Raw genomic sequence first — 12,682 nt, 5'->3', positions numbered from 1 at the left:
ACTATTTTTTAATAATAAATGTATGATAAGATATATTCATCCTTAGTATTTATTGAGTTATAGGAGGTAAAAAATGTGTACAAATATTTCAATTACTGCAGATAACGGAGATGTATTTTGGGGGCGGACAATGGACTTCACTTTTGATCCATTTAAGCCTAGTGCTGACAGTAAAATGACCTCTTATCCTGCAAATTATGAATTAGAAGGTTTGCATCAAAGTTGGTCAACTAAATATGCTTTTATGGGAATTAATGTTAATGATTCTCTATTTTTTAATGATGGTATTAACAGTGCTGGTATTGTAGGGGACGCACAATACCTAGAAGAAGCTTCTTGGGATACAGTTGATAATCTCAAAAAGCGTGGCCTAAAACCAATCATCGGTGAAGAAGTAGTTGCCTACGTTTTAAGTAATTTTGGTAGTATTGCTGAAATTAAAGAAGCTTTTCAAAAGATGGGCCAGGAAAAAACAACTTATCCTGACTGGGAAGCTGCTGATACTGGCATCCCAACGCCAATTCCAATGCACTATACTTTCAGCGATTCAACTGGTAAAAGTGTCATTTTAGAGCCGGTAAATAATGGTGCTTTCAAAATTTATGATGGCATTGGGGTAATGACTAACAGTCCAGAGTATCCATGGCACTTGGATAACTTACGTAACTATCTTCAGCTTACAAACCACAATTTAGGTCATAACCAAATTACTGATCAACTGGATATCAAACAAATTGAAAGTGGCTCCGGATTGATTGGCTTACCTGGGGACTATACATCACCATCTCGTTTTGTTCGAAGTACTTATCTTTCAAAATTCCTTGCACCTTTTCATTCTGATCAAGGAATTACACAGCTTTATAATGTCTTTAAAGCATTAATGATTCCAAGAGGAATTGAGCATCTTAGTGCAGAAACTGATAACTGTGATTACACTGGTTATTGGGCTGGTTATGACGTGATCCAAAGAAGTCTATACATTCAACCTGAGGACTGTCCAACAATGACTAAATTTGTACTTGATCCGAATATAACTACTAAGGTTACACAGCCTATTCAACACGAATTTAAAGTTTTAGAGACCAAAAACTAATTATTACTAATAAAGAAGACACTTCAATAAATGGAGTGTCTTTTTTGATTGTTAAACTTTGCTGCAGTTGGTCCTAGCATAGAACGAGGGACATGCTTGAATAAAACTATCTTTTTAAAAAGCTTGAATACCTAGCTAATGTTAGCTATGCAAAAACAATAGCTTTTTGTAATAGTAAAAATTTGCAAGCAATTCGTAGTTAACTCAAAATGTTATAAGTGATAGAATAAAAACATTAATCTATTTTTAAAACTAAGTGAGAGATTAAATGGCTAAAGAAAAATCAATTTATACCAAAGACGTAATTCTAGTGATGGCAGCTTCGTTCTTTTTTATGTTCAGTACAATGTTTGTTAATCCACTAATTAACGGTTATGCCAAAAGTCTTGGAGCAAGTAGTGCATTTGCAGGCGTTATAGTCGGGATTATGAGTATTGCATCAATGTTTCTAAGGCCAATAGCAGGGAATTTAACAGATAAACTTTCTAAATATTGCTTATCATTGATTGGCGGTATTTTAATCATGATAGGTGTGATTGGCTATGTCATAGCTCCTGCTAGCAATTGGCTATTAATTTTTCGCTTGATTAATGGTGCAGGGTTCGTTCTATGTACTGTTTGCATGTCTACGTGGCTAGCATTTTTGGTTCCTCGGGCTCATGTTGGCCAAGCTATGGGCTTTTATGGCTTAATGAATGCTTTGGCAATGGCGGTTGCTCCGGCCTTGGCAATTAATGTTTATCAAAAAACTGGTTACCGGCTAGCACTAATTGCTTCTGCAATTGCAGCTTTTATGATGGTCATTATCATTCAATTTGTTGGTAATCGTGCAAATCCTAAAAAAGGTATGGCTAAGAAAAAGTCCGGTTCTTCGCATCAGTTTAAAATTATTCAAAAAAATGTCCTGCCAATCGCACTGCTGACCACATTATTTGCTTTTCCTTATTTTGCTACGCAAGCTGATTTGGTTACTTATGCTCAAGAACGTCATCTGAATGTTAATGTGGGATCATTCTTTTTGATTTATGCAGTGGTTCTATTAGTAATTAGAATTTTTCTAAAGAACTTTTTCGATACAGTCAAATTTGGTATCTGGTTTTGGGTTAGTATTGGAGCCACTTTGATCTATCTGCTTTTATTATCAACTATGAAGAATAATTTGATGATGGCCTTAGCTGCTGCTTTTATGGCAATTGGTTATGGGGTAATCTATTCAATCTTGCAGTCAACAGCACTTCTTTTGGCGCCAATTAGTGAGCAGGGACTAGCAAGTAGCACTTTTTACTTAGGATTAGATATTGGGATGGCATTTGGTCCAATTATTATGGGATTAATTAGCGATCTTTTGCCAATTAAATTTTTCTACCCAATTCAATTGCTGTTATTACCACTGATGTTAATCGTTTACTGGCGTTACCATACCCGATTGAATGGAGCAATTAATCATCATTAAAAGTGTGATAAGACCTAGGGAGACAAATAGACTAGAAGTATGTAACATAGACAATTTTTCGCAAAAATTTGCGTGTAAATTACGATTGCAACTAAAAAAGTGCAACTAAACGATTGTTTAGCTGCACTTTTTGTTAGCAAGATTAATTATTGGAACTTTTTACCCCATTCCCATGGATCTTCGTGCCACGTTTTTAATGCTTCATATTCATCAGAACTAATGTAGTTCATTTCTTTTTCTTTTTGAAGTAGTTGGGGATAGGTGAGTAGAGGACTGAAGTCTACACCTGCATCAGCAAAGTTCTTTTTAGTATCACTAAGGTAGTAAGTGAAGATTGAACCTACACCGATGACATTGCCACCTTCATTTTCAGTCGCCTTAACGGCGTTGATGACAGAACCACCTGTTGTAATTAAGTCGTCGATTAAAACAATTTGATCATTTTCAGTAAAGCGTCCTTCGATTTGGCGACCTTTTCCGTGATCTTTAGGTTTTGGTCGAACATAAATCATTGGTAAGCCTAATTTGGTGGCAACCCAGGCTGCATGAGGGATTCCAGCAGTAGCAACACCACCGATTACTGATACATTAGGATATTTTTCTTTAATCAATGCGGCTAAGTCAGTAGCAATCCAATCGCGTAAATCCGGATAAGAAACCGTCAATCTTAAGTCAGTGTAAATTGGTGATAACATACCACTGGCATATGTATAAGGTTTGTCAGGTGAAATAGTAATAATTTTTTCTTCAACAAGTTTGTTAATGATTTGATCTTGATACATTTAATTGAACTCCTTTTTAATTTTTTGATATGTCAATTCTGGATTATCTGCTTGTGTGATTGATCGTCCAACAACAATCGCGCTAGAACCAAATTCTTTAGCTTTTTGTGGTGTTGCAACACGCTTTTGATCTCCATTGGTGTCACTTGCTAAACGAATGCCGGGTGTGACGTATAAAAAGTCATCTCCAACTTCTTTTTTCAGTTTTTCAACTTCAAGTGGTGAACAAATTACACCATCAGCGCCAGCTTTCTTAGCTGTTTGGGCAAGGCTAACAACTTGCTCAGCCATTGGTAATGAACAATTTTGTTCATTTGCCAAGATTGAATCTGAAATGGATGTGAGCTCGGTTACTGCTAGCAGTTTAGGAATTTCCTTTCCTTCAGGAGTTCCGTCTATCAATCCTTTTTGTGCAGCTGCAATCATTTCACTACCACCAAGAGCATGGATAGTTGTACAAAAAATTCCAAGTTGAGCAAGCTGTTTAGCTGCTTGATAAACTGTGTTTGGAATATCGTGTAGCTTTAAATCTAAAAAAATGGGGTAACCTTGCTGAACTAGTTTTTTAACTAAGTCCGACCCGGCGTGATAGAAAAGTTCCATTCCAATTTTTAAATAAGTATTTTCGGGCTTGCCTAGTTTTGCCAGTAGCTTTTGAACATCATTTTCATTGTCATAGTCCAAAGCTACAAATACCGCTTTTTCCATTAAAAACCTCCACAAGCAAAAAGCCTATTCTGGTACAAGAGTGCAACAAAATAGACTTTTTATTTAATTTAAGTCATGTTCAACTTGCGGTCTCTCTGTACCGTTTAAAGTTTGTCAACATTGAGATTACCACCTTCATCAATAAAATACAACCAATTTTTAGTTTTTAAAAAATGAAAAAACGTGTAAAATAGAGCCAAAAATAATTGTAATGACTGAGAGCATTCATTTTTGGAGGAACTTATGACAAATATCAGTGTAAAATTACCAGGACTTAATTTAAAAAATCCAATCATGCCTGCTAGTGGTACTTTTGGTTTTGGCGACGTACCAGCAGCTAAGAAATTTGATTTGAATGAATTAGGCGCACTAGTAATTAAAACAACTACGCCCAAAGCGCGAGTAGGTAATCCGCAACCACAAATTGCCGTTTTGGACAATGGGGTACTTAACTCAGTTGGCCTAACAAATCCAGGAGTTGATCAAGTCGTAAGCGACAAATTACCTGAATTGAAAAAGAGTTATCCGACGCTGCCACTAATTGCAAGCGTAGGTGGTGAAAGTGAAGAGGGTTACGTTGAAGTAGCAACTAAATTAGCTAATTCAAACTTAGTTGATGCACTAGAAATCAACTTTTCCTGTCCTAATGTTGCTGAAGGTGGCATGACCTTTGGTGTTCATCCTGAACTCGTTGAAAGTTTAACTGCTAAAATTAAGGCTGCGGTTAATGTGCCAATTTATATTAAGCTAACGCCAAATGTAACAAGCACAACTGAAATTGCGCGTGCAGCAGAAGCTGGTGGCGCTGATGGATTGGCAATGATTAACACGGTAACTGGGATGCGGATTGATCTTAAAACACGTAAACCACTTTTAGGTAACAATATCGGCGGTTATTCTGGTAGCGCTGTAAAGCCAATTGCATTGTATCAGATTAATCAAGTGCGTCAGGCTACTAACTTGCCAATTATCGGAATGGGTGGAATTGAATCTGCAAAAGATGTTGTTGAATTTATGCTAGCAGGTACTAATGCAGTCGAAGTTGGCAGTGCTCATTTTAAGGATGCATTAGCATGTCCACATATTGCACGTGATTTGCCAGCGGTACTTGAAGAACTAGGTGTCGAAGACATTAATGACTTAGTTAATCAGGTCGAGTTTAACTAAGTTTAACAAGTAAGAGCAAATTTATGTTTGATACTCTTTCTTGAATTCAGCTAAAACCTATGATTTTTAGTTGACAAGTAGGAGTGGAACACGTATATTTAAATAGAAATATGTCCTTTAAATTAGTCCAGTGAGGCTAGCAAGGCAGGCTTAATTAAGTATCAAACTTTTTAGGAAGCACCTAGTCTCATTTAGACTAGGTGTTTTTTCATAGCAACGGTAATAGGAGAGAAAATGATGGCAAAAGAAATCTGGGATGCGCTTGCAATGAAGCGTGCTTTGACACGAATTACTTATGAGATTATTGAACATAATAAAGGCACAGAAGATTTAGTTTTAGTTGGTATCAAAACTCGTGGTGTTTATTTAGCACAACGTATTCACGATCGGATTCAAAAACTTGAAGGCGTAGATGTACCTTTTGGTCAACTTGATATCACACTTTATCGTGATGACCGTCATGACGCTTCATTAAAACAGGATCCTGTTGTTAACTCGGATGAATTGGGTGTTAATATTACCGATAAACATGTAATCCTTGTTGATGATGTTATTTACACTGGCCGAACAATTCGTGCAGCTATGGATGCATTGATGGACATGGGACGTCCGAGTTCAATTGCTGTCGCCGTGTTAGTTGATCGCGGTCACCGTGAGTTACCAATCAGAGCTGATTTTGTCGGCAAGAATATTCCAACTTCTTCAAATGAACAAGTTGCTGTTAAAGTTGAAGAAATTGATCAAAAAGATAGTGTTGAACTGAAACCACTATCGTGATAAAAGTTATGATTTAATTCAACCATTTAATTGACTCCAGAGAGGGTCAGAAGGGCTTGAGTTTCTTTTGTGCGGCACTGCATAAAATAAAATTCCCTTTTGATAAACCTGGAGTGAAAGCTTCCGGTTTATTTTTTTGCAAAAGAAAAGAGTTTTAAAATGAAAACGACCAATTTAGTCACTTTATCATCATTCGTCAGTGTTGAAGACCTGAGTGTGCAAGAAGTTGAAGCATTGATTGCGCGTGCACAATACTTTAAAAATGGTGGTGCTAGACCTCATTTAACTGAGCCTGTATATGTTACAAACATGTTTTTCGAAAATTCTAGTAGGACACATACTAGCTTTGAAATGGCTGAAAGAAAGTTAGGATTAACGGTTATTCCGTTTGATCCATCTCATAGTTCAACTAAAAAAGGCGAAACGCTTTATGATACTTCACTAGTTATGCAAGCCGTCGGAATTGATCTCGAAGTGATTAGACATCCTGAGAATGAATATTATGAAGAGTTAATCCATCCTAAGGAAAATGAGCATTTAAACATTGGCGTAATTAATGCCGGTGACGGTAGTGGACAACATCCTTCGCAATGCCTACTAGACATGATGACAATTTACGAGCAATTTGGTCATTTTAAAGATCTCAAAATTGCAATTGTTGGTGACATTACTAACTCAAGAGTAGCTAAGAGCAACATGGAGCTCTTAAATAAGTTAGGTGCGCAGGTTTACTTCTCTGGCCCAAGCTACTGGTACGACAGCAAATATGATCAGTATGGTCAGTTTAAAGAGCTTGATGAATTAGTCGACCAAATGGATGTCATGATGTTCTTACGGGTTCAACATGAACGTCACGCTGGTGATCCAAATGAAGCACAGTTTGATGCAAAGCAATATCACGAAGAATTTGGAATTAATCAGAAACGCTATGATCAAATGAAAGATGATGCCATTATTATGCATCCAGGTCCAATTAACCGGGGAGTTGAATTGGCAAGTGAGCTGGTAGAAGCACCTAAATGCCGCTTTGTTCGCCAAATGGAAAATGGTGTATTTATGAGAATGGCAATGATTGAAGCTGTAGTGCGTGGGCGCAAGCTAGGAGGCCTTTCCTAATGTCAACTGTAATTAAAAACGGTCAACTTTTTATCGGGGACCGGATTGAATCGGGCGATCTCTTAATTGAAAAAGGCAAAATAGTTGCTATTGGACAATCACTTACAGGAGACAATGAAATTGATGCAGGTGGAAAATTAGTTAGTCCTGGTTTAGTTGATGTTCACGTTCATTATCGTGATCCAGGTCAAACTAATAAAGAAAACGTGCAGACCGGTTCTAAAGCAGCAGCACACGGTGGATTCACTACTGTTGGTGCCATGCCAAATGTTATTCCAGTACCTAACACACCGGAATTAATGTCTGAGATGGTTAAAAATAATCAGGAACATGGTGTGGTTCATATCATGCAGTATGGTCCGATAACAACAGATGAAATAGGCGATGAGATTCCGGATTATCGCGGTTTAAAAGAAGCAGGCTGTTTTGCATTAAGTAACGATGGTAAGGGTGTTCAGAGTGCACAAACAATGCACTTGGCCATGCAGCAAGCAAAGAAGAATAATTTGGTTATTGCTGAGCACGCGCAAGATGATTCGCTTTTTAATCTGGGTGTGATAAATGAAGGAAAAAAAGCAGAGGAGTTTGGGGTGCGGCCAGTTACTGAGTTGGCCGAGACAACACAAATCGCACGTGATCTATTGCTTGCACAAAAGACGGGTGTGAGATATCACATTTGTCATGTTTCAACCGAAAAGAGTGTGGCATTGGTAAGACTTGCCAAGCAGGCAGGTATTAATGTTACTTGTGAAGTTGCACCACATCATTTGTTAATTGCGGATTACGACATCCCTGCAAATGACGGTAACTATAAAATGAATCCGCCACTTAGAAGTAAGGCTGATCAACAAGCGCTAATTGAAGGTTTACTTGACGGTACAATTGATATGATTGCAACAGATCATGCTCCGCATACCCAAGAAGATAAGGCAGGTGGTTTTGCAAAAGCCGCCTTTGGCATCACTGGAAGCGAAACTGTCTTTAGCGAATTATATACCCATTTTGTTAAAACTGGTGTTTTTTCACTAACGCAATTATTGAAATGGTTAACTGTTAAACCTGCCGAGGCATTTGGACTTAGTCAAGCGGGCAGGATAGCGTTAGGACAACCCGCAGATATTGCAATTTTTGACTTGAATAGTAGTCATAAAATTGCCGAAACCGATTATTTATCAAAAGGAACTAATACTCCTTTTACGGGGGATGAAGTTTATGGTCAAACATCCATGACCATAGTCGATGGTAAAGTTGTTTACCAAAAGGAAGGAAATTAAATGAGATACTTAATCTTAGAAGATGGCAGCATATATGAAGGCGAAGGCTTTGGCAGCAAAAAAGAAACCAAAGGTGAAGTCGTATTCACAACAGGTATGACAGGCTATCAAGAAGCTATTACGGATCAATCATATGCTGATCAAATTTTAGTTTTTACCAATCCGTTAATTGGTAATTATGGGATTACGCTGGCAGATTATGAATCACTTGAGCCTGGCATTAAGGGCGTGATTTGCCATCAAGTTGCACGCTACCCAGATAATTGGCGGATGCAAACAACTTTACCAGACTTTTTGGAAAGCTTGGATATCCCAGGAATCCAGGGAATCGATACCAGGGAACTGGTTAAAAAGTTGAGAATGCATGGAACTATGAGAGGACAAATCTGCGATTCAAAAGAAGAAGCAGAGACAGTTGCTTCTGAGCTTAAAAAGACCAATGTTACTCAAGGTGTAATTAGTCGAGTTTCAACTTCTACTTCTTACCCTGTACCTGGTTCAAAACGTAATATCGTTGTAGTTGATTTTGGCTTAAAGAACAGTATTTTACGTGAGCTTGCCAAACGTGACTGTAACTGTGTTGTTTTACCTTACACAGTTTCGGCCGAAAAAATCTTATCATTGAAACCAGACGGTGTGCTCTTATCCAATGGACCTGGTGATCCGCTTGAAATGGCAGATGCCGTAGAAATGGTTAAAGAGGTGGAAAAGCATATTCCTTTGATGGGTATATGTATGGGTCACCAAGTATTTGCCTTAGCTAATGGTGCCAAAACTTATAAAATGAAATTCGGTCACCGTGGTTTTAACCACCCAGTGCGTGAAATTGCAACTGGTAATATCGGCTTTACTTCACAAAACCATGGATACGCAGTTGATCGCGATTCAGTTGATCCAGAAAACCTCATGATTACTCACGTTGAAGTTAACGACGGCACTGTAGAAGGATTACGCCATAAAAAGTATCCAGCTTTTTCAGTTCAATTCCACCCAGACAGTACCCCTGGACCTCACGATGAAGAAAGTATTTTTGACTATTTCATGCAAATGATTGATCAAAGAAAGGAAGCACAGACTCATGCCTAAAAGAACAGATATCAAAAAAATAATGGTGATCGGTTCTGGTCCGATTATTATTGGACAAGCTGCAGAATTTGACTATTCGGGAACTCAAGCCTGCCTTGCTTTACGTGAAGAAGGTTATGAAGTAGTACTGGTTAACTCTAATCCAGCAACAATTATGACTGATACCACAATTGCTGATAAAGTATATATCGAGCCATTAACAGTTGATTCAGTGTCACGTATCATTCGTCAAGAATATCCTGATGCAATTTTACCTACTTTGGGTGGTCAAGTTGGCTTAAACATGGCCTTGTCCTTAGCTGAAACTGGTATTTTAGATGAGTTAAATATTGAACTTCTGGGAACTAAACTTGAGTCAATCGAACAAGCAGAAGACCGAGAGAAGTTCAAAGAACTGTGTCAAAAATTAGGCGAACCAGTTCCACCTTCAAAAAGTGTTAAAACCGTTCAAGAAGCTTTAGACTTTGGTGATGAAATTGGCTATCCAATAATTGTTCGTCCTGCTTTCACAATGGGTGGAACAGGTGGCGGTATTTGTAATGACCGCGAAGAACTTGCTAGTGTTGCCAAAAATGGTTTGGAATTGTCACCAGTAACTGAATGTTTAATTGAAAAATCAATTGCTGGATACAAAGAAATCGAATTTGAAGTAATGCGAGATCATGATGATAATGCCATGATTGTATGTTGTATGGAAAACTTCGATCCAGTTGGTATTCACACAGGAGATTCAATTGTTTTCTCGCCTTCTCAAACTCTATCTGATAAAGAGTATCAAATGCTTAGAGACTGTTCCTTGCGTTTGATTAGAGCTTTGAAGATTGAAGGGGGATGTAATGTTCAGTTAGCCCTTGATCCTAATAGTTTTGACTACGATGTTATCGAAGTTAACCCTCGTGTTTCAAGATCATCAGCCTTAGCTTCTAAAGCAACTGGTTATCCGATTGCCAAGATGGCAGCTAAAATTGCAGTCGGTCTGACTTTAGATGAAATCAAGAATCCTGTTACTGGTACAACTTTTGCTGAATTTGAGCCTGCGCTTGATTACGTTGTCTGCAAGATTCCACGTTTTCCATTTGACAAGTTTACCAAGGCTGATCGTCAACTTGGTACACAAATGAAAGCCACTGGAGAAGTAATGGCAATTGGGCGTACAGCTGAAGAAGCATTCCAAAAAGCTGTACGTTCACTTGAAATTGATCAAAAAGACTTTTTCTCTAAAGAGGCACATGAAGCAAGCGACGAAGATCTTGAAACTAAATTAGTTAAAGTGCAAGACGACCGTCTCTTCTATATTGCTGAGGCCTTTAGAAGAGATTACTCAATTTCAGACGTACATGAGTTGACTAAAATTAATTTCTACTTCTTGGATATCGTTAAGCACATTGTAGAATTAGAAAAAGAAATTCAAGCAAATCCTGATGATATTGCCATATTAAAGAATGCCAAAAAATACGGTTTTAGCGATGATACTATTGCCAACTTGTGGAATGAAAATGTAGATCAGGTACGTAATTTACGTAAGAGTAATGGAATTATTCCAGTCTATAAAATGGTTGACACTTGTGCTGCAGAATTTGTTTCTAAGACACCATACTTTTATTCAACTTATGATCTTGAAAATGAAAGTTTGAAAACTAACAAAAAATCAGTTTTGGTTGTTGGTTCGGGTCCAATTAGAATTGGTCAAGGGGTAGAATTCGATTACGCTACTGTTCACTGTGTGAAGGCATTGCAGAAAATGGGATATGAAGCAATTGTCATTAACTCTAATCCAGAAACTGTTTCAACTGATTTCTCTATTTCAGATAAATTATACTTTGAACCATTAACTTTAGAAGATGTCTTAAACGTTTGTGACTTAGAAAAGCCTGAGGGTGTCATTATTCAGTTTGGTGGACAAACCTCAATCAACTTGGCTGCGGGCTTAGAAGAACATGGAGTTAAGATCTTAGGTACTAGTGTGGCTGATTTGAACCGTGCTGAAGACCGTGAATTGTTTGACCAAGTAGTTAAAGAATTAGGATTAAAGCAACCTCAAGGTATAACTACTACCACGCACGACGGTGTAATTGAAGCAGCAAAACAACTTGGTTATCCTGTTTTAGTAAGACCTAGTTATGTGCTTGGTGGTAAGGCAATGGAAATTGTTTATACTGAAGCAGAACTAGAAGATTACTTAAATAATCACGTTGATATCGCCAGCAGCCATCCAATCTTGGTTGATGACTATCTTGATGGTCGCGAGTGTGACGTTGATGCAATTTGTGATGGTGAAACAGTTCTAATTCCAGGAATTATGGAACATATTGAACACGCCGGAGTTCACTCTGGTGACTCAATGGCTGTTTACCCAGCTCAAACCTTTACCCCTGATATTAAGCAAAAAATTGCTGATGTTACCAAGAAACTAGCCTTGAAGCTAAATTGCCACGGTATCATGAACTTGCAGCTAATTGAGCGTGATGGGGAAATTTATATTATTGAAGTTAACCCACGTGCTAGTCGAACAGTTCCATTTTTGAGTAAAATTACTGATATTGAAATGGCGCAAGTAGCAACACGAGTAATTATGGGCGAGAGCTTGAAAGAGCAAGGTTATGCTGATGGCTTGGCTCCTGAACCAAAAATGATTAGTGTTAAGGCACCTGTCTTTTCATTCAGTAAGCTTGCTGATGTCGATAGTTACCTTGGACCAGAAATGAAATCAACTGGTGAGGTTATGGGTAGCGACTTGAGCTTCCCTAAAGCATTGTACAAGGCCTTTTCAGGCGCCAATATGCAAATTCCTGACAGCGGCAATGTTTTGTTAACAATTGAGGACCGTGACAAGCAAGCAATCTTACCGATTGCGAAAAGATTTGCTCAAATCGGTTACAGAATTTTTGCCACTAGTGGAACAGCTAACTTCTTGCGGGATAATGGCCTTCATGTAACTGAAGTAAGCAAAATCCATGAAGAGAAGGAAGACAACCTTTTAAGTGAGTTTAAGAATGGTAAGATTGATTTAGTAATTAATACGATGGGACACGATGTGGCCAAAAACTCTGATGGCTTCATTATTAGACAAAATGCAATTCAGCAAAATATTCCATTGATTACTAGTCTAGATACAGCACGAGCACTATTAATCGCTTTGGAAAATCGTTCATTTATAACAACGAGCTTAAAATAGAAAAAAGCTAACAAAAAGAGAACTACAGGATATCTGATATGACCCCCAAAT

Annotated in this window: 10 protein-coding genes; 8 read left to right on the top strand and 2 right to left on the bottom strand. The window is 37.9% G+C overall.

Translation table 11 applies throughout. From position 1 onward, the window contains the following. Nucleotides 1-73: 73 nt before the first annotated feature. Together H3R25_RS03650 and H3R25_RS03645 are read left to right on the top strand one after the other, a co-directional pair. Nucleotides 74-1,093, top strand: a complete 1,020-nt coding sequence (locus H3R25_RS03650; protein WP_198194324.1) for a linear amide C-N hydrolase — start codon at nucleotides 74-76, stop codon at nucleotides 1,091-1,093. 268 nt (nucleotides 1,094-1,361) lie between these two features. Further along, a complete protein-coding gene (locus H3R25_RS03645; protein ID WP_198194323.1) occupies nucleotides 1,362-2,546 on the top strand; it encodes an MFS transporter in 1,185 nt (394 codons plus the stop codon). A gap of 146 nt (nucleotides 2,547-2,692) precedes the next feature. Here the strand turns inward: H3R25_RS03645 and pyrE are convergent, their stop codons facing one another. Together pyrE and pyrF are read right to left on the bottom strand one after the other, a co-directional pair. Beyond that, nucleotides 2,693-3,328, bottom strand: coding sequence for an orotate phosphoribosyltransferase (gene pyrE / locus H3R25_RS03640; protein ID WP_046307214.1), 636 nt, complete (start codon nucleotides 3,326-3,328; stop codon nucleotides 2,693-2,695). Further along, nucleotides 3,329-4,036 carry an orotidine-5'-phosphate decarboxylase gene (gene pyrF, locus H3R25_RS03635; RefSeq protein ID WP_198194322.1) on the bottom strand — a complete coding sequence of 236 codons (708 nt, stop codon included), beginning with the start codon at nucleotides 4,034-4,036 and terminating at the stop codon, nucleotides 3,329-3,331. Nucleotides 4,037-4,279: 243 nt separating this feature from the next. On the opposite strand from pyrF, the gene H3R25_RS03630 reads away from it, so the two are divergent. The 6 genes from H3R25_RS03630 to carB all read left to right on the top strand — a co-directional run bounded on the left by H3R25_RS03630 (nucleotide 4,280) and on the right by carB (nucleotide 12,631). Further along, complete coding sequence (locus H3R25_RS03630; protein WP_198194321.1) at nucleotides 4,280-5,203, top strand: dihydroorotate dehydrogenase; 924 nt, start codon at nucleotides 4,280-4,282, stop codon at nucleotides 5,201-5,203. Between the two features lie 237 nt (nucleotides 5,204-5,440). Then, on the top strand, nucleotides 5,441-5,980 hold the full coding sequence (gene pyrR, locus H3R25_RS03625) for a bifunctional pyr operon transcriptional regulator/uracil phosphoribosyltransferase PyrR (protein ID WP_122035448.1): 540 nt from the start codon (nucleotides 5,441-5,443) through the stop codon (nucleotides 5,978-5,980). A 159-nt stretch (nucleotides 5,981-6,139) separates the two neighbouring features. Continuing rightward, on the top strand, nucleotides 6,140-7,096 hold the full coding sequence (locus tag H3R25_RS03620) for an aspartate carbamoyltransferase catalytic subunit (protein ID WP_198194320.1): 957 nt from the start codon (nucleotides 6,140-6,142) through the stop codon (nucleotides 7,094-7,096). Beyond that, nucleotides 7,096-8,370, top strand: a complete 1,275-nt coding sequence (locus H3R25_RS03615; protein WP_198194319.1) for a dihydroorotase — start codon at nucleotides 7,096-7,098, stop codon at nucleotides 8,368-8,370. The genes H3R25_RS03620 and H3R25_RS03615 overlap by 1 nt, the downstream gene beginning before the upstream one ends. Then, on the top strand, nucleotides 8,371-9,456 hold the full coding sequence (locus H3R25_RS03610; protein ID WP_198194318.1) for a carbamoyl phosphate synthase small subunit: 1,086 nt from the start codon (nucleotides 8,371-8,373) through the stop codon (nucleotides 9,454-9,456). After that, nucleotides 9,449-12,631: a carbamoyl-phosphate synthase large subunit gene (gene carB, locus H3R25_RS03605; RefSeq protein WP_198194317.1), complete on the top strand. Its 3,183-nt coding sequence runs from the start codon at nucleotides 9,449-9,451 to the stop codon at nucleotides 12,629-12,631. Before H3R25_RS03610 ends, carB begins: the two co-directional genes overlap by 8 nt. Nucleotides 12,632-12,682 lie beyond the last annotated feature (51 nt).

The organism is Lactobacillus sp. M0390 (assembly GCF_016102085.1).
GTDB classification, from domain to species: domain Bacteria; phylum Bacillota; class Bacilli; order Lactobacillales; family Lactobacillaceae; genus Lactobacillus; species Lactobacillus apis.
Note: the sequence above shows the minus strand (reverse complement) of the source record. Positions and strands in the feature narration are given on the sequence as shown.

What these genes read in the sequence shown, in the direction of transcription:
- H3R25_RS03650 (WP_198194324.1), top strand. Translation starts at nt 74, where the DNA reads ATGTGTACAAATATTTCAATTACTGCAGATAACGGAGATGTATTTTGG.
- H3R25_RS03645 (WP_198194323.1), top strand. Translation starts at nt 1,362, where the DNA reads ATGGCTAAAGAAAAATCAATTTATACCAAAGACGTAATTCTAGTGATG.
- pyrE (WP_046307214.1), bottom strand. Translation starts at nt 3,328, where the DNA reads ATGTATCAAGATCAAATCATTAACAAACTTGTTGAAGAAAAAATTATT.
- pyrF (WP_198194322.1), bottom strand. Translation starts at nt 4,036, where the DNA reads ATGGAAAAAGCGGTATTTGTAGCTTTGGACTATGACAATGAAAATGAT.
- H3R25_RS03630 (WP_198194321.1), top strand. Translation starts at nt 4,280, where the DNA reads ATGACAAATATCAGTGTAAAATTACCAGGACTTAATTTAAAAAATCCA.
- pyrR (WP_122035448.1), top strand. Translation starts at nt 5,441, where the DNA reads ATGGCAAAAGAAATCTGGGATGCGCTTGCAATGAAGCGTGCTTTGACA.
- H3R25_RS03620 (WP_198194320.1), top strand. Translation starts at nt 6,140, where the DNA reads ATGAAAACGACCAATTTAGTCACTTTATCATCATTCGTCAGTGTTGAA.
- H3R25_RS03615 (WP_198194319.1), top strand. Translation starts at nt 7,096, where the DNA reads ATGTCAACTGTAATTAAAAACGGTCAACTTTTTATCGGGGACCGGATT.
- H3R25_RS03610 (WP_198194318.1), top strand. Translation starts at nt 8,371, where the DNA reads ATGAGATACTTAATCTTAGAAGATGGCAGCATATATGAAGGCGAAGGC.
- carB (WP_198194317.1), top strand. Translation starts at nt 9,449, where the DNA reads ATGCCTAAAAGAACAGATATCAAAAAAATAATGGTGATCGGTTCTGGT.